At 62.1% G+C, this 18811-nt stretch carries 17 protein-coding genes; 7 read left to right on the top strand and 10 right to left on the bottom strand.

The features are described from left to right. Positions 1 to 42: 42 nt before the first annotated feature. The 4 genes from atpA to AC1RJW_RS06745 all read left to right on the top strand — a co-directional run bounded on the left by atpA (position 43) and on the right by AC1RJW_RS06745 (position 4434). Positions 43 to 1584, top strand: a complete 1542-nt coding sequence (atpA, locus tag AC1RJW_RS06730) for a F0F1 ATP synthase subunit alpha (protein WP_034752701.1) — start codon at positions 43 to 45, stop codon at positions 1582 to 1584. Between the two features lie 62 nt (positions 1585 to 1646). Beyond that, complete coding sequence (gene atpG, locus AC1RJW_RS06735) at positions 1647 to 2522, top strand: F0F1 ATP synthase subunit gamma (RefSeq protein WP_071325905.1); 876 nt, start codon at positions 1647 to 1649, stop codon at positions 2520 to 2522. A 29-nt stretch (positions 2523 to 2551) separates the two neighbouring features. After that, positions 2552 to 3952: a F0F1 ATP synthase subunit beta gene (gene atpD, locus AC1RJW_RS06740; protein WP_034752705.1), complete on the top strand. Its 1401-nt coding sequence runs from the start codon at positions 2552 to 2554 to the stop codon at positions 3950 to 3952. A 62-nt stretch (positions 3953 to 4014) separates the two neighbouring features. After that, a complete protein-coding gene (locus AC1RJW_RS06745; RefSeq protein ID WP_289950435.1) occupies positions 4015 to 4434 on the top strand; it encodes a F0F1 ATP synthase subunit epsilon in 420 nt (139 codons plus the stop codon). Between the two features lie 74 nt (positions 4435 to 4508). On the opposite strand, the gene rsgA is transcribed toward AC1RJW_RS06745, so the two are convergent. The 7 genes from rsgA to AC1RJW_RS06780 all read right to left on the bottom strand — a co-directional run bounded on the left by rsgA (position 4509) and on the right by AC1RJW_RS06780 (position 9949). After that, a complete protein-coding gene (gene rsgA, locus AC1RJW_RS06750; protein ID WP_493044326.1) occupies positions 4509 to 5573 on the bottom strand; it encodes a ribosome small subunit-dependent GTPase A in 1065 nt (354 codons plus the stop codon). A 274-nt stretch (positions 5574 to 5847) separates the two neighbouring features. After that, positions 5848 to 6402: a hypothetical protein gene (locus tag AC1RJW_RS06755; RefSeq protein WP_070218932.1), complete on the bottom strand. Its 555-nt coding sequence runs from the start codon at positions 6400 to 6402 to the stop codon at positions 5848 to 5850. A gap of 69 nt (positions 6403 to 6471) precedes the next feature. Continuing rightward, the gene (speD, locus tag AC1RJW_RS06760) at positions 6472 to 6837 is read right to left on the bottom strand and encodes an adenosylmethionine decarboxylase (protein WP_493044327.1); all 366 of its coding nucleotides are present in this window, start codon (positions 6835 to 6837) and stop codon (positions 6472 to 6474) included. 2 nt (positions 6838 to 6839) lie between these two features. Beyond that, positions 6840 to 7010 (bottom strand): hypothetical protein, encoded by a 171-nt coding sequence (locus tag AC1RJW_RS06765; RefSeq protein WP_475415776.1) that lies wholly within the window; start codon positions 7008 to 7010, stop codon positions 6840 to 6842. Then, on the bottom strand, positions 7007 to 8470 hold the full coding sequence (locus tag AC1RJW_RS06770; protein WP_493044328.1) for a DUF4178 domain-containing protein: 1464 nt from the start codon (positions 8468 to 8470) through the stop codon (positions 7007 to 7009). The genes AC1RJW_RS06765 and AC1RJW_RS06770 overlap by 4 nt, the downstream gene beginning before the upstream one ends. A gap of 20 nt (positions 8471 to 8490) precedes the next feature. Then, on the bottom strand, positions 8491 to 9531 hold the full coding sequence (locus AC1RJW_RS06775) for an SPFH domain-containing protein (RefSeq protein WP_493044329.1): 1041 nt from the start codon (positions 9529 to 9531) through the stop codon (positions 8491 to 8493). A 31-nt stretch (positions 9532 to 9562) separates the two neighbouring features. Next, entirely contained in the window at positions 9563 to 9949 is a 387-nt protein-coding gene (locus AC1RJW_RS06780; RefSeq protein ID WP_070288892.1) for a DUF350 domain-containing protein, read from the bottom strand. A 59-nt stretch (positions 9950 to 10008) separates the two neighbouring features. Here AC1RJW_RS06780 and AC1RJW_RS06785 point away from each other — a divergent pair, with 59 nt between their 5' ends. Next, positions 10009 to 11520 carry a polyamine aminopropyltransferase gene (locus AC1RJW_RS06785; RefSeq protein ID WP_493044330.1) on the top strand — a complete coding sequence of 504 codons (1512 nt, stop codon included), beginning with the start codon at positions 10009 to 10011 and terminating at the stop codon, positions 11518 to 11520. Continuing rightward, on the top strand, positions 11520 to 13154 hold the full coding sequence (locus tag AC1RJW_RS06790) for an NAD(P)-binding protein (RefSeq protein ID WP_493044331.1): 1635 nt from the start codon (positions 11520 to 11522) through the stop codon (positions 13152 to 13154). Before AC1RJW_RS06785 ends, AC1RJW_RS06790 begins: the two co-directional genes overlap by 1 nt. A 182-nt stretch (positions 13155 to 13336) precedes the next feature. On the opposite strand, the gene mmsB is transcribed toward AC1RJW_RS06790, so the two are convergent. The 3 genes from mmsB to chvE all read right to left on the bottom strand — a co-directional run bounded on the left by mmsB (position 13337) and on the right by chvE (position 17221). Next, positions 13337 to 14554 carry a multiple monosaccharide ABC transporter permease gene (gene mmsB, locus AC1RJW_RS06795; protein ID WP_070218940.1) on the bottom strand — a complete coding sequence of 406 codons (1218 nt, stop codon included), beginning with the start codon at positions 14552 to 14554 and terminating at the stop codon, positions 13337 to 13339. After that, positions 14544 to 16085, bottom strand: a complete 1542-nt coding sequence (gene mmsA, locus AC1RJW_RS06800) for a multiple monosaccharide ABC transporter ATP-binding protein (protein ID WP_493044332.1) — start codon at positions 16083 to 16085, stop codon at positions 14544 to 14546. Before mmsA ends, mmsB begins: the two co-directional genes overlap by 11 nt. Before the next feature lie 113 nt (positions 16086 to 16198). Then, complete coding sequence (gene chvE / locus AC1RJW_RS06805) at positions 16199 to 17221, bottom strand: multiple monosaccharide ABC transporter substrate-binding protein (RefSeq protein WP_225243237.1); 1023 nt, start codon at positions 17219 to 17221, stop codon at positions 16199 to 16201. Between the two features lie 429 nt (positions 17222 to 17650). On the opposite strand from chvE, the gene AC1RJW_RS06810 reads away from it, so the two are divergent. Further along, on the top strand, positions 17651 to 18811 hold the full coding sequence (locus AC1RJW_RS06810) for a fumarylacetoacetate hydrolase family protein (protein ID WP_493044333.1): 1161 nt from the start codon (positions 17651 to 17653) through the stop codon (positions 18809 to 18811).

The raw sequence follows: 18811 nt of genomic DNA on the forward strand, positions 1-18811 counted from the left end.
TACCCCTCGCGCAAGCTGAGAGAAACACTTTTAGGAGTTAGTATGCAACTCAACCCATCTGAAATCAGCGAGTTGATCAAGAGCCGGATCCAAGGTCTTGACGGCGGCGCTGAAGTGCGTAATCAAGGCACGGTTATTTCCGTCGCCGACGGTATCTGCCGCATCCACGGTTTGTCGGACGTGATGCAAGGCGAGATGCTGGAATTCCCAGGCAACACGTTTGGCCTGGCGATGAATCTGGAACGCGACTCCGTCGGCTCCGTGATTCTGGGTGCCTACGAGCACATCTCCGAAGGCGACACGGTGAAATGCACCGGCCGCATTCTGGAAGTGCCAGTCGGTCCTGAGCTGCTCGGCCGCGTTGTCAACGCGCTGGGCCAGCCGATCGACGGCAAAGGCGCCATCGAGACCAAATTGACGGCCGCGATTGAAAAAATCGCCCCGGGCGTGATCGCCCGTGAATCCGTTTCGCAACCGATGCAAACCGGCCTGAAGTCGATCGATGCGATGGTTCCAGTTGGCCGCGGCCAGCGCGAACTGATCATCGGCGACCGTCAAACCGGCAAGTCGGCCGTGGCGATTGATGCGATCATCAATCAAAAAGGCCAGGGCATGAAATGTATCTACGTCGCGATTGGCCAAAAAGCCTCGTCGATCAAGAACATCGTGCGCTCGCTGGAACAGCACGGCGCGATGGAGTACACCATCGTTGTCGCCGCTTCCGCTTCGGAATCGGCCGCCATGCAATACATCTCGCCGTACTCCGGTTGCGCCATGGGCGAATACTTCCGTGACCGCGGTGAAGATGCACTGATCGTCTACGATGATCTGTCCAAACAAGCTGTTGCATACCGTCAAATCTCGCTGCTGCTGCGCCGTCCACCAGGTCGCGAAGCGTACCCAGGCGACGTGTTCTACCTGCACAGCCGCCTGCTGGAACGCGCAGCACGCGTGAACGCCGACTACGTCGAGAAGTTCACCGACGGCGCCGTCAAAGGCAAGACCGGTTCCCTGACGGCACTGCCGATCATTGAAACGCAAGCTGGCGACGTCTCCGCATTCGTGCCAACCAACGTGATTTCGATTACCGACGGTCAGATCTTCCTGGAAACCTCGCTGTTCAACGCCGGTATCCGTCCTGCGATTAACGCCGGTATTTCCGTCTCGCGCGTCGGTGGCGCCGCCCAGACCAAGGTCATCAAAAACCTGTCCGGCGGTATCCGCACCGACTTGGCGCAATACCGTGAACTGGCCGCGTTTGCGCAGTTCGCTTCGGACCTGGATGAATCGACCCGCAAGCAGCTGGACCGCGGTGCCCGCGTGACGGAATTGCTCAAGCAAGCCCAGTACTCGCCACTGTCGATCTCGCTGATGGCCGTATCGCTGTTCTCGGTGAACAAAGGCTTCATGGACGACGTGCCAGTCAAGCAAGTGCTGTCGTTCGAAGCTGGTGTCCACGCTTACATGAAGACCAAGCAAGCTGCTCTGCTGGCCAAGATCGAAGAAACCAAGCAACTCGACAAAGACAGCGAAGCAACTCTGTCGGCGGCCATTGCTGATTTCAAGAAATCCGGCGCATATTAAGCGGCCAGGCGGCGCCCACCTCGAGTGAGGCGCCGCCCTACGCGCAGAAGGAGTAAGGACTCATGGCATCAAGCAAAGAGATACGAGGCAAGATCAAGAGCGTAGAGAATACGAAGAAGATCACCAAGGCGATGGAAATGGTCGCCGCGTCCAAAATGCGCAAGGCGCAAGACCGGATGCGGGCCGCCCGTCCCTACAGTGACAAGATTCGGAATATCGCCGCCAATCTGGCGACCGCCAATCCGGAATACACGCACCCGTTCCTGGCAGCTGCCCAGGGTACGCAAGCGAAGGCAGTAGGTTTCATCGTTGTCACGACCGACAAGGGTCTGTGCGGCGGCATGAACACCAACATCCTGCGCCAGGTGACGTCGAAGTCGCGCGAGCTGGAAGCAGCTGGCAACCGGGTTGAAGCAGTTGCCATCGGTAACAAGGGTTTGGGTTTTTTGAATCGCATCGGCGTCAAGATCGTCGCCTCTGCCATTCAAACCGGTGATACGCCGCACCTGGACAAATTGATCGGACCTGTCAAGGTCATGCTCGAAGAGTTCCAGGCTGGCAAGCTCGACGCAGTGTACCTGTGCTACACCAAATTCATCAACACGATGAAGCAGGAACCAGTGGTCGAACAGTTGCTGCCGTTGACGGCTGACAAAATGGTCGCCGACAAGAGCGCCCACTCGTGGGATTACATCTACGAGCCGGATGCACAAAGCATCATCGACGAATTGCTGGAGCGCTATGTAGAAGCGCTGGTGTACCAGGCAGTCGCGGAGAATCTGGCGTCCGAGCAATCGGCACGGATGGTCGCGATGAAAGCTGCAAGCGACAACGCGGGTAGTGTGATCGGCGAATTGAAGCTGATCTACAACAAGACCCGCCAAGCTGCGATTACCAAAGAACTCTCCGAAATCGTCGCCGGTGCGGCTGCGGTTTAAACGAATTTAACTATATTGAAGGAACGAACATGGCTGATGGCAAAATCGTTCAGTGTATCGGCGCTGTGGTGGACGTTGAGTTTCCCCGCAACGCGATGCCTAAGGTATTTGATGCCTTGAAGATGGCAGGCTCGGAACTGACCCTGGAAGTACAACAGCAGTTGGGCGACGGCATTGTCCGTACCATTGCACTCGGCTCGTCCGATGGCCTGCGTCGCGGCATGATGATTCAAAATACCGGCAAACCTATCATGGTGCCAGTCGGTAAAGCAACCCTGGGTCGCATCATGGACGTGCTGGGCAACCCGATCGACGAATGCGGCCCCGTGTCGCACGAGCAGATCGCGTCGATCCACCGCACCGCTCCTGCATACGACGAACTGTCGCCATCGCAAGAACTGCTGGAAACCGGCATCAAGGTGATCGACCTGGTTTGCCCGTTTGCAAAAGGCGGTAAAGTTGGTCTGTTCGGCGGCGCTGGCGTAGGCAAGACCGTCAACATGATGGAACTGATTAACAACATCGCTAAAGCGCACAGCGGCGTGTCCGTGTTCGCCGGTGTGGGTGAGCGTACTCGTGAAGGTAACGACTTCTACCACGAGATGGCTGACGCGAAAGTGGTCGATCTGGAAAACCCGGAGAACTCCAAAGTGGCGATGGTCTACGGTCAGATGAATGAACCGCCAGGTAACCGTCTGCGCGTTGCGCTGACCGGCCTGACGATCGCTGAATCGTTCCGTGATGAAGGCAAGGACGTTCTGTTCTTCGTCGACAACATCTACCGCTTCACGCTGGCTGGTACCGAAGTATCGGCACTGCTGGGCCGTATGCCGTCGGCTGTGGGTTACCAACCGACCCTGGCTGAAGAAATGGGCCGTCTGCAAGAGCGTATCACGTCGACCAAGACCGGTTCGATCACCTCGATCCAGGCCGTCTACGTTCCAGCCGATGATTACACCGATCCGTCGCCTGCTACCACGTTTGCTCACTTGGATTCGACCGTTGCGCTGTCGCGTGACATCGCTTCCCTGGGTATCTACCCAGCCGTGGACCCACTGGATTCGACCTCGCGTCAGCTCGATCCGTTGATCGTTGGTCAAGAGCACTATGACACCGCGCGTGCCGTGCAAACGACCCTGCAACGCTACAAGGAATTGCGCGACATTATCGCGATTCTGGGTATGGACGAGCTGGCACCGGAAGACAAACTGCTGGTCGCCCGCGCACGTAAGATGCAGCGTTTCCTGTCGCAGCCTTTCCACGTCGCTGAAGTCTTTACCGGCGCGCCTGGTAAATACGTTTCGCTCAAAGACACGATCAAGGGCTTCAAAATGATCGCTTCGGGCGAACTCGATCACCTGCCGGAACAAGCGTTCTACATGGTCGGCACGATCGAAGAAGCAATCGAAAAAGCCAAGAAACTTAACTAAGTTAAGTCTGGGCCTAACCCCGCCCGTTACACGGCGGGGTTCTTCAACCCGATAGGACACACATGGCACACACAATTCACGTTGACGTGGTTTCCGCTGAAGAACTGATTTTTTCAGGCGAAGCAGAATTCGTCGCGTTGCCGGGTGAACAGGGCGAGCTGGGTATCTACCCACGCCACACGCCTTTGATTACCCGCATCCGTCCGGGCGCGGTCCGCATCAAGGTAGTCGGCCAGGCTGAAGAAGAGTTCGTCTTCGTTGCCGGCGGCCTGCTGGAAGTGCAACCGAATACCGTGACCGTCCTGGCCGATACCGCAATCCGCGGTCACGACCTCGACGAAGCGAAAGCGCTGGAAGCGAAGAAGTTGGCGGAAGAAAATATCCACAACAAGGATTCGGGCATCGACTACGCGCAAGCGCAAGCCGAGCTGGCCAGCGCGATTGCGCAGCTGGCAGCGATCCAGAAGCTGCGCAAGCATTAATTTGCTCGCAGGCAGTAATACAGAAGGCAGCCCGCGGGCTGCCTTTTTTTTCAGCAGACGGATTTCAGTAAAAACTAGCGGCGCTTGTCCTTCCCCCTTTCCAGCCCCGCCTTCAAGATCGACTTCCACTTGGCGCGCGCGGCAATGCGCTCGAGCGGCGTCTCCTCGCTGCGGTGGGCGTCGCGCAGCAGCTTGTGATAGTTGCGCAGGCGGTCCGCATCGACGGCGCCACGGACCTGGCAACCGGGTTCGCTGGCATGCTGGCAATCGCGGAACTGGCACGTCGCTGCCAGCGTCGCGATGTCGTCGAACGTGGCCGCCAGGGTCTGAGCATCGGCGTCGGCGCGCCAGCTGCGCAAGCCCGGCGTGTCGATGATGCAGGCGCCGCTGGCGCACAGGTGCAGCGAACGGGCCGTCGTCGTATGCCGGCCGCGCCCGTCGCCATGGCGCACGCCATTCGTTGCCTGTCCGGCCGTGCACAAGGTATTGGTCAGACTGGACTTGCCCGCGCCCGATGAGCCGAGCAGTACCAGGGTCTGGCCGGCACCCAGCCAGGGTTCCAGGATGGCCACGTCATACGCATGGCGCGTATCAATGGCGAACAGCGGCACGTGGGGCGGCAGGCGCTGTTTCAGCAGCGCCTGCTTGCCCGGCACGTCGTCGGCCACGTCGGCCTTGCTCAGCACCACCACGGGGCTGACCTGGGCCGCCAGCACGATGGCCAGATAACGTTCCAGGCGGCGCGGATTAAAATCCCCATCGAGTCCCATCACCAGCAGGGCCGTGTCGACATTGCTGGCCAGTACCTGGCGCCGGCCGTCATTGCCGCGCCGCGCGATCTGCGTGACTGGGGATAAGTGCGCCGTTATCCACAGCGTGCCGTGAAGATCGGGTTCGGCGGCGATCCAGTCGCCGACAGCAAGGATGGTGTCGTGTTCCAGCAGCGCGTGTAGCAGGCGTGGCAGGATCTGCGCCGGCTGTTCCAGGCTGCCGTCGTGCACGCCGATGCTGTCGCGGTGCACGGCGCTCACGCGCATCAGCTGCGCGGTGGTGGAAGATACGTTGAGTTGGGTGGCTGCGCCGGCGATGGCCTGCTGCAGCCCGATAAGGCGTAGTTGCGCAAAATCGAATGCGATCATGGTAGCGTGATTCCAGATTCTGTCGTCCGCGTGCGGACGTGTAGCCTGCGCGTGCAGGCACCGCCAGTCGCAATGACTGGCACGAAAGAAGGGAAGTCGGCTACGCGATCACGCGTATGGGGAATGGCGGGCTAAAAAGGCTTAGCTGGGGAAACAGTGATCAGGCAGCCGACAGCACGGCAGTATCCGAATGGCGCATGTTGTCTACTCCTGTTGTGTGATGGAAAACGCCAGTGTGCCAGCGGCGTGCGCCGCCGTCAATGGACGGTGTGGCTCAGCTGCACATGCCGTAGGCCTGGCGCTCGGGGAAATAGCGGTACGTAAACGTGCGCACCGGATAGCGCTTGCCGCCGACGAGCATGTCGGGCATCGATAGATCAAAACGCTGCGGCAGCTGGCGCGGCAGTTGCAGGCGCAAGCGCCACTGGGTTTCCTTGCTGTTGCCGACGGCGGCAAACATGATGGGCAGCTGCTCGATGACGTCGACGATCTCCGCCTTCTGGTTCATGCCGCGCTGGTAAATGGTGAGTATCTTGGCTTCCGCGAAAGGCGGCTTTTTCGGTTCTTCCAGCAGGAAGGATAGGCGCGTAAAACTGGCTTGCGTGCCGACGGGCAAGGTAAAGATCAGCGCCAGCTCCGTGCCGCCTTCCTTCAAGGTGACGGGCGGCGTGGCGTAGATGCTGATACCGCGCGGCAGTTCGAAACGCGAGCCATCCGTCCACGTCTTGCACTCGGGCGTGGTGGCCTGATACAGGCTGGGCGCCGTGTAGTCATCGCAGGCGGAAACCAGCAGCAGCAGGGGCAGGGCAAGGAGGGCGGAACGGCGCATGGGAGTCACGGTTGGGGGATCAGCCGACAGTGTAAGCGATCCCCGCGCGATCCACCAGCGACGCCAGGCCTACCCGGGCGGGGCGCGCCGCACGGACTGCAGCTGGCAATGCGCCGGTTGCAGCTCCTCCTGGATGATGTCCAGCGCCAGCTGCGGCCGGGCCGCGCCGCACATGAAGATGTCGACGGCGGCAAAGCCCACTTCGGGCCAGGTATGCAGCGAGATGTGCGACTCGGCCAGCAGCAGCACGCCCGTGACGCCCTGGCCCGGGCCAAAGCTGTGGAAATGGCCGTGCAGTACCTGCGCGCCGGCCGCGACGGCCGCCTCGCGCAGCAGGCCTTCGAGCGCGGCGCAATCGCGCAGGCGTTCCGGCGCGATGCCCGACAGGTCGGCCAGCAGATGGATGCCGAGGGGCAGATGCGGTGCGGACGCCATGCTTATTTGTGGCTGCCGCCGCTGGAGCCGCCGCCATAGCTGCCGCCGCCGCCGCCCGTGCGCGAACTCCAGCTGCTGCCACTGCCGCTGCCGGCCACCTTGAACATGCGCACCCAGTTGGCGGCCGTGACGGAAAACGTCACCATCAGGGCGTAGATCACGTATTTACTCATGGGGGATTCTTTGCATTCTTGTCGAGAAAAGCGGCGGGCAGGAACAGCGCCAGGCAGCCCAGCAAACTCCACATCAAGGTGCTGGAGAACGACACGAACATGGGGATCGCATTCAAGACCAGCACGATGACCATGAAAACCTTGGCGATGCCGCGGTGGCTCAGCTGGATATTCGTCGTTTTGATGGCGCCATGGAAGGCGGCGCCGAACCAGGCGGCCATCTGGTCATAGGCGACGGGCACGGAGCGCGACCAGGTCATTTCCTCGCCCGTGAGTTCCGCCGCCAGCTTGGTCTGTCCCTGCTCGAATTCATAGACGCGCGTGCTGTCGCCGACGGCCACCTTCCAGTTGAATGCGCCCGCTGCGTACACGACCTGCGAGCCGTAGTCATACAGTTTGCGGTAGGTGGCGCCATCGAGCGTGCAGCTGGAGGCGTCCAGCGAGGCCCAGCTGGGCCAGTTTGGCAGCACGTTCGAGCGCGACCAGCCATCGTCCGTTTCCACCAGCCAGAAGAAGCCGGCGCGCGTGTTGTACAGCAGGTATTCGTTCCACTCGCTGCCTTCATCGTCGGCGCGGCGCATCATGCCGATCACCGTGAAATCCACATTGTTGATCTTTGCGCTGGCGCCCAGTTCCAGCGTGATGTCGGCGTTGTCGTGCACCTGCTTGCCGATGGCCAGCACCTGCGCTTCCGGGCCGCTGGCGTCGAGCTGCGCATGGCAGGCGGGACACACCAGCTGCGCCGCCGCACCCGGCACATATTGAATGCCGCTGCCGCAGGAGGGGCAGTCGAGCGCATCGAGCTTGCCGCGGTACTTGCCGGCGCTTTTGGCGATGGCATCGTCGTCGCGCAGCAGCTGGCACTTCAAACTGTCCAGGGTGACGGCGATGCCCTGGTAGACGACCGCTTGCGGGCCATCCGTGTAGTCGAGCGTGATAAAGCTCGCGTAGTTGCGGAAGTCCGCTACCTGGATGCGCCAGCCGGCGCCCACCTTGAATGGCAACTCCCCTTGGCCGGCGATGCATTCGGCATTGCGGATCTCGGTCGCCGTGTACGGTTCGCCGCAGATCGTGTAGCGCTTGCCCGGTGCCAGCTCGCCAAAGGCGGGCAGGGCATCCTGCGTGCCGCGCTCGCGCGTCAGCGTGTACAGGCCGGACGAGTCGCCCAGCCACGCCGTGCTGGCGTCGTCGAACAGCAGATACCACTCGTTCCACGTGCCGGCGCTGTAGCGCTGCTGGATGCGGCCGACGACGGTGAAGTGCACGCCGTCGTGCACGCCGGCCGTGCCGATCTGGATCGGTGTATAGTCTTCCAGGACGGCCGACATCTTGCCCACGTCCCTGACGGCATCGGCGTCCTTGAGGATGGTGCTGTGGCAGTACTCGCACACGGCGAGCACGGAAGCGTGCGAGCGGAAACGGACTTCCGCGCCGCAGCTGGGACAGGAAACAGTTTGCATGCAGTCGTATTTCGCTCTAATCAGCCGATCAGTTTTTTCAGCAGTTCAGCCTTGGCGCCATCGTAGTCGGCCGGCGAAATGAGTCCCTTGTCCAATAAACCCTTGAGTTTTTCCAGGCGCGCCTCGATCGGTTCTTCCGCGGGTGCCGGTGGCGCCGCCGGAGCGGGGGCCGGGGCGGGCTGCTGCAGCGCACCGCCCATGCTTTGCGCCATCACCTGGCCGATCGACAGCCCGGCGCCCAGGCCGGCGCCGATGCCGGCCATGCCGCCTTCGTTCTGCGCCGCCAGCGGGATCGCGTTGGCCACCTGGAATTTGGTGTAGCCGCTCATCTTGTCGGCGCCCAGGCCGCCCTTCATGCCGGCGGAAATACGTTCGTCGAGCGCCGCCTGCAATTCCTCGGGCAGGCTGATGCTGGCGACGTTGAATTCATCGAGGCCCACGCCGTAGCGGGCAAACGCCTGCGTCAGGCCACCCTTGACTTCCTGTGCCATCAGCGCCTGGTTGGCCGCCATGTCGAGGAAGGGGACATTCGCGCCGCCCAGCGAGCTGGCCATGCTCGACATCAGAATGCCGCGCAATTGATCTTCCACCTCGTCGCGCGTATAGACTTCGCGCGTGCCGCTGATCTCGGTGAAGAAGGTGCGGGCGTCGGCGATGCGGTACGAATACATGCCGAAGGCGCGCACGCGGATCATGTCGAAATCCTTGTCGCGGATGGTGATCGGCTGTGGCGTGCCCCACTTGCGGCCAGTCTGCACGCGCGTGCTGAAGTAATACACGTCCGACTTGAAGGGCGAATCGAACAGCTTGTCCCAGTTTTTCAGGTTGGTCAGCAGCGGCAAGGTCTGCGTCGTCAGCTTGTGCGTGCCGGGACCGAAGACGTCGGCGATCTTGCCTTCATTGACGAAGACGGCGACCTGCGATTCGCGCACATTCAGGATGGCGCCGTTCTGGATCTCGAAATCCTGCATGGGGAAGCGCCAGGCCAGCACGCCTTCCGTCTCTTCGTTCCACTGCAGTACGTCGATAAACTGCTTCTTGATAAAGCTGCCGAGGCTCATGATGGATATCCTTGAATAAGATAAAGCGGTGTCAGGAAATGCAGGCGGCGTTGATGGCGCCGATCGACAGCGAAATGGCGCCCAGCAGGCCGCCGAAGGCGCTGTTGTTCGATTCGATCTGGTCCTTCGACATGCGCAGCAGGCGCGTGGTGACCACATAGGCGAGCAATTGCACCACCATGGCGCCGAAGGCCCAGGCAAAGAATTGCTGGTAGTCGGCCGTGTGCATCAGGGATGAGGCGATGGTGGCGGAAAAGCCCAGCAGCGCGCCGCCCAGCGACAGGGCCGCCGCCTGGTTGCCCTGGCGGATCAGCAGCACTTCGTTATACGGCGTGACGCGCGTGTAGATGATAAAAAAGGCAATCAACAGCGCGGCGGCCAGTATAAGATGGATCAGATAGTTTAGGATGGCGGGCACGGCTTTCCTCGCAATGAGTATTTGATAACGTCAACGCATATTAGAACAAAAAAAGTCCAATGAACAAAAAGATTCTGATTTTGTCCGTCTTCGTGGTCGCCTCCTGCGGCCTCGCGTATGAACTGATCGCCGGCGCCATGTCCAGCTACCTGCTCGGCGACTCCATCCTGCAGTTTTCCACTATCATCGGCTGCTACCTGTTTGCCATGGGGGTGGGCGCTCACTTTTCCAAGTATGTACGGGACGACGACGTGCTCTCGCGCTTCGTCGACATCGAGCTGGCCGTGGGCCTGATCGGCGGCCTGTCGGCCGCCATCCTGTTCATGACGTTTTCGTGGATGGCCGCGCCATTTCGCACCTTATTGTATGTGATGGTGTTCCTGATCGGCGCACTGGTCGGCATGGAAGTGCCGCTGGTGATGCGCGCCCTGAACTCGCGCCAGACGGAGTTTTCCGAGCTGGTCAGCCGCGTGCTCACCTTCGATTACCTGGGTGCGCTGGCCGTCTCCCTGCTGTTTCCGCTGGTGCTGTCGCCCTACCTGGGCCTGGTGCGTACGGGATTTTTGTTCGGCATGCTCAACGTGGGCGTGGGCCTGTGGACGATTTACGTGTTCCGCGCGGAGCTGAAGAACCTCACGGGGCGCTTCCTGCGCGCCTGCGTCGTGATGCTGGTGCTGGTCGCCGGCTTTGCCATGTCCGACCGCATGGTGGCCTGGGGCGAGCACGGCCTGTTCGGCGACCAGATCGTGTATTCCACCACCACGCCCTACCAGCGCCTGGTGATCACGCGCTGGAAGGACGATACGCGGCTCTACATCAACGGCAACCTGCAGTTTTCCTCGCGCGACGAGTACCGCTACCACGAGGCGCTGGTGCACCCCGTGCTCGAAGCCTTGCCGTGGGCGCGCCGCGTGCTGGTGCTGGGCGGCGGCGATGGCCTGGCCCTGCGCGAAATCCTGCGTTATCCACAGATCGAGCACGTCACCGTGGTCGACCTCGATCCCGCCATGACGGCCGCGTTTACCACGCGCCCGGAACTGGCAAAGTTAAATAACAACGCGTTCTCGGACAAGCGCGTCACCGTCGTCAATGCCGATGCCGCCGTCTGGCTGCGCAACAATGCCGACATGTTCGACGCGGCCATCGTCGATTTCCCCGATCCGTCCAGCTTCGCGCTCGGCAAACTGTACTCGGTGCCGTTCTACGACCTGGTGAAAAAGCATCTGGCGGCCAAGGGACTGATGGTGGTGCAATCGACGTCGCCGTTCTTTGCCCCGCACGCCTACTGGACCATCAATTCGACCCTGCGCGAAGTGGGCATGCGCACCTGGCCCTACCACGCCTACGTGCCCTCGTTCGGCGAATGGGGTTTTATCCTTGCCTCGCCCCAGCTCGACTACGCACCGCCGACGCAATACCGCCTGCCGATGCGCTACCTGAATGCGGACACCACGCGCGAGATGTTCATCTTCCCGCCCGACATGCAGCCGCTGCCCATGGCGCCGAACCGCTTGAATACCCAGTCGCTCGTGCATGAATTCGAGCAGGACTGGAACCGGGTGATCCGCTGATGCAGCGCCGCTCCTTCATGCTGTGGGCCGCTGGCGGCACCGCGGCGGCCGCCGCCGGCATTGGCAGCATCGCCGCGTATCTGCGCTGGCAGGAAATCACGCCGACCGTGCTGTATCCGGGCCGCAGCGAGGGGCATTATTTGCGCAAGCTGCTGCGCGAGGGCACGGCGCTGCCGCCGCCTTCGCGTACCTTGAGCACCGACGTGGCCATCCTCGGCTCCGGCATCGCGGGCCTGACGGCCGCCTGGCGTTTGAACAAGCTGGGGCACGGGGACTTTCTCATGATCGATGGCCCCCAGCCCTACGGCAACGCGGCCGGCGGCCACTTCGGCGACCTGGCCTATCCGACCGGCGGCCATTATCTGCCATTGCCTTCGCCCGAATCGACCCATGTGCGCGAGATTTTGTTCGACCTGGGGATCATCCAGCGCGACCCGCAGGCGGAAAAGCCGTATTACGACGAGCGCTACATCCTGCACGCGCCGGAAGAGCGATTGCTGTTCAACGGCCACTGGCAGGACGGCTTCATTCCCACCGAAGGCGTGCCGCCTGCGGAACTGGCGCAGCATGAGCGCTTCTTTGCCGAGGTGCGGCGCCTGCGCCAGGCGCATGGCAACGATGGCAAGCGCGTCTTCGTCTTTCCTACCGTGGAGTCGTCGCAAGACCCGGCCTGGCAGGCGCTCGACACCATCACCTTGAAGCAGTGGATGGAGCGCGAAGGCTATACCTCGCCCACCCTGCACTGGTATCTGAATTACTGCTGCCGCGACGATTACGGTACGCGCTACGACCAGGTCTCGGCCTGGGCCGGCCTGCATTACTACTGCAGCCGCTGGGGCCAGGCGGCCAATGCGGGCAACGGCGCCTGGCTGACCTGGCCGGGCGGCATGCAACCGGTCGCCACGGCCATGGAGCAGGCGTCCAAGGTCCGGCGCCAGGCGGGCACGGTGGTTTCCCTCACGACGACGGCCAACGGCGTGGAAGCGCTGTGCCTGGAACTGGTCGACGGCCAGCCGCGCACCTACCTGGTCAAGGCGCGCAAGGCCATCTGCGCCATGCCGCTGTATGTGGCGGCGCGCGTGGTGAAGAACATCGTCGACTATGGCTTCGACGCGCAGCGCCATACGCCCGCGTATGCGCCATGGATGGTGGCGAACTTTTTACTGAAACGCTTTCCCGACGAACTGCCGCATGCGCCCCTGTGCTGGGACAACGTGGTGTACCAGGAACCGGGCCTCGGCTATATCGTCTCGACCCACCAGGACATCCGCGTGCGTCCGCCCGAGAAGACCGTCTTCAGCGCCTACGTGGCCCTGTCCGACCGCACGCCACAGCAAGCGCGCAAGTGGCTCGACACGGCCAGTCCCGAAGAACTGCTTGCGCTGGCCAGCGTCGATTTAAAGACGGCGTATGGGGGCGATTTTGCCAGCTGCGTCGAGCGCGTCGACATCACCGTGCGCGGCCACGCCATGGCTGCACCCTTGCCGGGGTTTCGCAGCAACGCGGGCTTGAAGGCCTTGCGCGAGCACGACGGCGCCATCCTGTTCGCACATGCGGATTTGTCGGGCTTTTCCGTGTTCGAGGAGGCGGCGTGGTGGGGGGATCGCGCGGCGCGATTGGCCGCCAACGTCTGACATAAGCTACTGCGCGTCGCAATTTGCGGCCTGCGATGCTCACTGCCTCGGCGGCCCCATGCTAAAGCACAGCTGCGCTTCTCAGCCACAACTTGCTGCCGCTCGCTACGCTTTTGTCCGACGTTATATGTAAAAAAGGCCGGCGCGAACGCCGGCCAGAGCCCCCTAAGGCTCGAACCGGTCTACTTGTTTTTGTTGATCACGTCGATGAACACGGCCGCCAGCAGTACCAGGCCCTTGATCACCTGCTGGTAGTCGATGCCGATGCCCATGATGGACATGCCGTTGTTCATCACGCCCATGATGAAGGCGCCGATGACGGCTCCCATCACCTTGCCCACGCCGCCCGAGGCCGAGGCGCCGCCGATGAAGCAGGCAGCGATCACGTCCAGCTCGAAACCCGTGCCCGCCTTCGGCGTGGCCGTGTTCAGGCGCGCCGCGAAGATCAGGCCGGCCAGCGCGGCCAGCATGCCCATGTTGACGAAGGTGTAGAAGCTGACCCGTTCCGTCTTGATGCCGGACAGGCGCGCCGCCTTTTCGTTGCCGCCCACGGCATACACGCGTCGGCCCAGCACGGTGCGGTTGGTGATGAAGGTGTAGGCGACGATGAGCAGCGACATCACGGCCAGCACGTTGGGAAAGCCGCGGTACGACGCCAGCAGGTAGCTGAAATACACCATCACGGCGGCGAAGATGGCGTTTTTCAGCAGGAAGAAGGCGCGCGGCTCGTTTTCCATGCCGTGTTTCAGTTGCTTGGCGCGGCTGCGCAGCGAGGTGACGATCAGCGCCGCGGCGGCGATCACGCCCAGCAGCAGCGACAGGCCGCGCAGGTTGTCGCCGCCGAACGGGTCGGGCAGGAAGCCGGAGCTGAGCATCTGGAAGCCTTCCGGGAAGGGACCGACCGACTGGCCTGCCAGCAGCGCCAGGGTCAGGCCCTTGAAGACCAGCATGCCGGCCAGGGTGACGATGAAGGACGGGATTTTAAAGAAGGCGACGAAATACCCTTGCGCGCCGCCGATGACGGCGCCGGCCAGTAGGCAGAGGATGCTGGCGGCGACAAAATGCATGTGGTAGTTGACGATCAGGACGGCGGCCAGCGCGCCGACGAAGCCGACCACCGAGCCGACGGACAAATCGATATGGCCGGCCACGATGACCATCAGCATGCCCAGCGCCATGATGACGATGTAGCTGTTCTGCAGCACCAGGTTCGTCAGGTTCAGCGGCTGCATCAGGGTGCCGTCCGTCATGTACTGGAAAAAGCCCATGATGACGATCAGCGAGAGCAGCATGCCGTAGTCGCGCATATTGTTTTTCAGGAAGCCGGCATAGCTTTTCGCTTGCGGCGCGGCCGCTGGCGCTGCCGCTGCCGGCGCACCTGCTGTCAGTTTATTGTCCATTGTTTTCTCCGTGTGTAACGATCGCGCGCATGATGCGTTCCTGCGATGCTTCTGCCGCGCTCAGTTCTGCCGCGAAGCGGCCTTCGTTCATGACATAGATCCGGTCGCACATGCCCAGCAATTCAGGCATTTCCGAGGAAATCATGATGATGCATTTGCCTTCGGCGGCCAGCTCGCTGATGATGCTGTAGATCTCGTACTTGGCGCCCACGTCGATGCCGCGGCTCGGTTCATCGAGGATCAGCACGTCGGGGCGCGAAAACAGCCACTTCGCCAGCACCACCTTCTGCTGGTTGCCGCCGGACAGGTTGACCACCTTCTGCGCCACGCTCGAGCAACGGGTCTTGAGCTTGCGGCGGAACTCCTCGGCCACGCTGAACTCACGCTGCTCGTCGATCACCATGTGCCGCGAAATCGCGTCCAGGTTGGCCAGGCTGGTGTTCTTCTGGATGTCTTCCTCGAGGATCAGGCCCAGGCCCTTGCGGTCTTCCGTGACATAGGCGAGGCCGTGCGCGATCGCCTTGCCGATGGTGCTGACGTCGATCTCCTGGCCATGCTTGAGCACCGTGCCGCTGATGCGCTGGCCGTAGGCGCGCCCGAACAGGCTCATCGCGAGTTCCGTGCGCCCGGAGCCCATCAGGCCGGCGATGCCGATGATCTCGCCCTTTTTCGCGTGCATATTGATGCCCTTGATGACGGGGCGGTCGGCATGCTCGGGATGGAAGACGCGCCAGTCGCGCACCTCGAAAATGGTCTCGCCGATGGTGGGCGTGCGCGGCGGATAGCGGTCGGCCATTTCGCGCCCGACCATTTTTTCGATGATGCGGTCTTCGCTGACGGGTTCGATGCGGCAGTCGAAGCTGTCGACCGTGTTCCCGTCGCGCAGCACCGTGATGGCATCGGCGACCCGTGAAATTTCATTGAGCTTGTGCGAAATCAGGATCGAGGCGATGCCCTGGGCTTTCAGGCCCAGCAGCAGGTCGAGCAGGGCCGCGCTGTCGCTTTCGTTCAGGCTGGCCGTCGGCTCGTCGAGGATCAGCAGCTTGACGTCCTTGCACAGCGCCTTGGCGATCTCGATCAGCTGCTGCTTGCCCACGCCCAGGTTGGTGATCAGGGTGTCGGGGGACTCCTTCAGGCCGACTTTGTGCAGCAGTTCGCGCGTCTTCGCTTGCGCGTATTCCCAGTCGATGACGCCCATGCGGGACGGTTCGTTGCCGAGGAAGATATTCTCGGCGATCGACAGCTGGGGCACCAGCGCCAGTTCCTGGTGGATGATGATGATGCCGATTTCTTCGCTGTCCTTGATGCCGCGGAAGTGCCGCGTCTGGCCCAGGTAATCGATGTCGCCCGTATAGCTGCCATGGCCGTAGACGCCGCTCAGCACTTTCATCAGGGTCGATTTGCCGGCGCCGTTTTCGCCGACGATGGCGTGGATCTCGCCGCTGCGTACCCGCAGGTTGACATTGTCGAGCGCAACGACGCCCGGGAATGTTTTGCGTATCCCGCGCATTTCCAGGATAGTGTTCGTCATATAACCTCTCTGGCACGGCCGCGCTGGTGGGCAGCGGTCGTGCGGCAGTCTTGTTCTTGATCGTGCGTGAAGCGAAAGGCCCGGCAGTGCCGGGCCTTCAGTACCTTGGATGCTTATTTCACTTGCGCTTCCGTGTAGTAGCCGCTGCCGGTGACGAGCACCTGCTTCCAGTTCGCCTTGTCGACGGTGACCGGTTTCAACAGGTAGGACGGCACGACCTTCACGCCGTTGTTATAGGTCTTGGTATCGTTGACGGCCGGCGTCTTGCCGCTCATCATCGCGTCGACCATGTTGGCCGTGACCTTGGCCAGTTCGCGCGTGTCCTTGAACACGGTCGATGCCTGTTCGCCGCGGATGATCGATTTCACCGACGGGATTTCCGCATCCTGGCCCGTCACGACGGGGAACGGCTGTTTCGGCGTGCCGTAGCCGACGCCCTTGAGCGAGGACAGGATGCCGATGCTCAAGCCGTCATACGGCGACAGCACCGCGTCGACGCGCGCATTGCCGTAGTAGGCGCTGAGCAGGTTGTCCATGCGGGCCTGCGCCACGGCGCCGTCCCAGCGCAGGGTGGCGACCTTTTCCATGCCCATCTGCTTCGAGCGCACCACCAGCTTGCCGCTGTCGATGTACGGTTTCAGGACCGACAGCGCGCCGTTGTAGAAGAAGTGCGCATTGTTGTCGTCGGCCGAGCCGCCAAACAGTTCGATATTGAACGGACCCTTGCCTTCCTTGAGTTTCAGCGCCGATTCGATATAGCCCGCTTGCAGCACGCCGACCTGGAAGTTGTCGAAGGTGGCGTAGTAATCGATGTTTTTCGTGCCGCGGATCAGACGGTCATACGAAATGACCTTGATGCCCTTGTCGGCCGCCTTTTGCAGCACGTTCGACAAGGTGGTGCCGTCGATGGCGGCGATCACCAGCACCTTGGCGCCCTTGGTAATCATGTTTTCCACCTGCGCCAGCTGGTTCGGGATATCGTCGTCGGCAAACTGCAAGTCCGTCTTGTAGCCGCGCTCCTTGAATACCTTCACCATATTGTCGCCGTCGGCGATCCAGCGCATGGACGACTTGGTCGGCATCGAGATGCCGATCGCACCCTTGTCTGCGGCGCTTGCCACGGGCATTACCGCCATGCCGGAGATGGCCAGCGCCAGGCTCGCGGTCAGCATTTTCATTGTTGTTTTCATTTCAGGTCTCCACCGTCTTCGATAGTTGAATGTGCCAGGGCCGTCGTCCAGCGGGCGGGCTCCGTGCGGATGGCCGATTGCGGGCCACGGCTGATACTAGTTTGTCCATCCATCCCTCACCAATCACTTTTTTCGCATAGGCGATATCCAAAACGATATCGATAGGCCAATTGATGCGATGCGCCATTGCATGCTTTTCCGCCTGCGGACAGGGCGGAAGCGCAGGCCGGGCGGCGGCTTTTTTTGGTGCGCTGCAATACCAATAATCATCATTCAATTTGGTGATTTTCGTAATTGCGGTGACACAGGGCGGCGCGCAGAATCGGTCCGAACTTGAAGACCAGCCATCCCGTCACGACCTTTTGAAAGCTTGCCATGCAGCCGATTTCCCCCGCCTCCCTGTTGCCCGCCGACCTGGCGCAGGCTCTCCTCATCGGCCGTATCTGGCGTGACGGCCCCTGCGTCGTCGCCGTGCGCGGGGGCGAGGTGGTCGACATCACGCAGACGGTAGCGACGGTGGCCGAGCTGTTCGAACGCAGCGATGCGCTCGATATCGCCCGCCATGCGCCCGGCATCGCGCTCGGCCCCGTGCAGGCGCTGCTGGAACAAGCGCTGGCCTCGCCGGCCGGCGAGCCGCTGCTGCTGGCGCCGTGCGACCTGCAGGCCGTCAAGGCCTGCGGCGTGACCTTCGCCGTCAGCCTGCTGGAACGGGTGATCGAGGAACAGGCGGGCGGCGACGCGGCACGCGCGGCGAGCCTGCGCACCGCCCTGCAAACGACCCTGGGCGGCGACCTGTCCGCATTAAAACCGGGCTCGGAGGCGGCGCAGCGCCTGAAACAGCAGCTGCAGCAGCGCGGCGCCTGGTCGCAATACATGGAAGTGGGCATCGGCCCCGACGCGGAAGTGTTTACCAAGGCGCAGCCGATGTCGTCGGTGGGCTGCGGCGCGCAGGTGGGCTTGCTGCCATCGTCGGCCTGGAACAACCCTGAGCCCGAGATTGTCCTGGCCGTCAACAGCCGGGGCGAGGTGCTGGGGGCGACCCTGGGCAACGACGTCAACCTGCGCGACATCGAAGGGCGCAGCGCCCTCTTGCTGGGCAAGGCCAAGGATAACAACGGCTCCTGCGCCATCGGCCCCTTCATCCGCCTGTTCGACGAACACTTCACGCTCGACACCGTGCGCCAGGCGGAAGTGTCGCTGCTGATCGAGGGCGCGGACGACGGCTTTGTGCTCGAAGGCGCCAGCTTCATGCGCGAGATCAGCCGCGACCCGCTCGACCTGGTGCGCCAGACGGCAGGCCAGTACCACCAGTATCCGGACGGCTTCATGCTGTTCCTGGGGACCATGTTCTCGCCCGTGAAGGACCGCGGCGCGCAGGGCGGCGGCTTCACGCACCACCTGGGCGACCGCGTGACGATTGCCAGCGCCGCGCTGGGCGCGCTGGTCAACGAAGTGCAGCGCTGCGATGCGATTGCCCCATGGACGTTCGGCGTGCGCGCGCTGTACCAGAACCTGGCCAAACGCGGTTTGCTTTGA

The organism is Janthinobacterium sp. GW822-FHT07A03 (genome assembly GCF_058798815.1).

Coding starts and splice junctions, on each gene's coding strand:
- atpA (WP_034752701.1), top strand. CDS start 43: ATGCAACTCAACCCATCTGAAATCAGCGAGTTGATCAAGAGCCGGATC.
- atpG (WP_071325905.1), top strand. CDS start 1,647: ATGGCATCAAGCAAAGAGATACGAGGCAAGATCAAGAGCGTAGAGAAT.
- atpD (WP_034752705.1), top strand. CDS start 2,552: ATGGCTGATGGCAAAATCGTTCAGTGTATCGGCGCTGTGGTGGACGTT.
- AC1RJW_RS06745 (WP_289950435.1), top strand. CDS start 4,015: ATGGCACACACAATTCACGTTGACGTGGTTTCCGCTGAAGAACTGATT.
- rsgA (WP_493044326.1), bottom strand. CDS start 5,573: ATGATCGCATTCGATTTTGCGCAACTACGCCTTATCGGGCTGCAGCAG.
- AC1RJW_RS06755 (WP_070218932.1), bottom strand. CDS start 6,402: ATGCGCCGTTCCGCCCTCCTTGCCCTGCCCCTGCTGCTGCTGGTTTCC.
- speD (WP_493044327.1), bottom strand. CDS start 6,837: ATGGCGTCCGCACCGCATCTGCCCCTCGGCATCCATCTGCTGGCCGAC.
- AC1RJW_RS06765 (WP_475415776.1), bottom strand. CDS start 7,010: ATGAGTAAATACGTGATCTACGCCCTGATGGTGACGTTTTCCGTCACG.
- AC1RJW_RS06770 (WP_493044328.1), bottom strand. CDS start 8,470: ATGCAAACTGTTTCCTGTCCCAGCTGCGGCGCGGAAGTCCGTTTCCGC.
- AC1RJW_RS06775 (WP_493044329.1), bottom strand. CDS start 9,531: ATGAGCCTCGGCAGCTTTATCAAGAAGCAGTTTATCGACGTACTGCAG.
- AC1RJW_RS06785 (WP_493044330.1), top strand. CDS start 10,009: ATGAACAAAAAGATTCTGATTTTGTCCGTCTTCGTGGTCGCCTCCTGC.
- AC1RJW_RS06790 (WP_493044331.1), top strand. CDS start 11,520: ATGCAGCGCCGCTCCTTCATGCTGTGGGCCGCTGGCGGCACCGCGGCG.
- mmsB (WP_070218940.1), bottom strand. CDS start 14,554: ATGGACAATAAACTGACAGCAGGTGCGCCGGCAGCGGCAGCGCCAGCG.
- mmsA (WP_493044332.1), bottom strand. CDS start 16,085: ATGACGAACACTATCCTGGAAATGCGCGGGATACGCAAAACATTCCCG.
- chvE (WP_225243237.1), bottom strand. CDS start 17,221: ATGGCGGTAATGCCCGTGGCAAGCGCCGCAGACAAGGGTGCGATCGGC.
- AC1RJW_RS06810 (WP_493044333.1), top strand. CDS start 17,651: ATGCAGCCGATTTCCCCCGCCTCCCTGTTGCCCGCCGACCTGGCGCAG.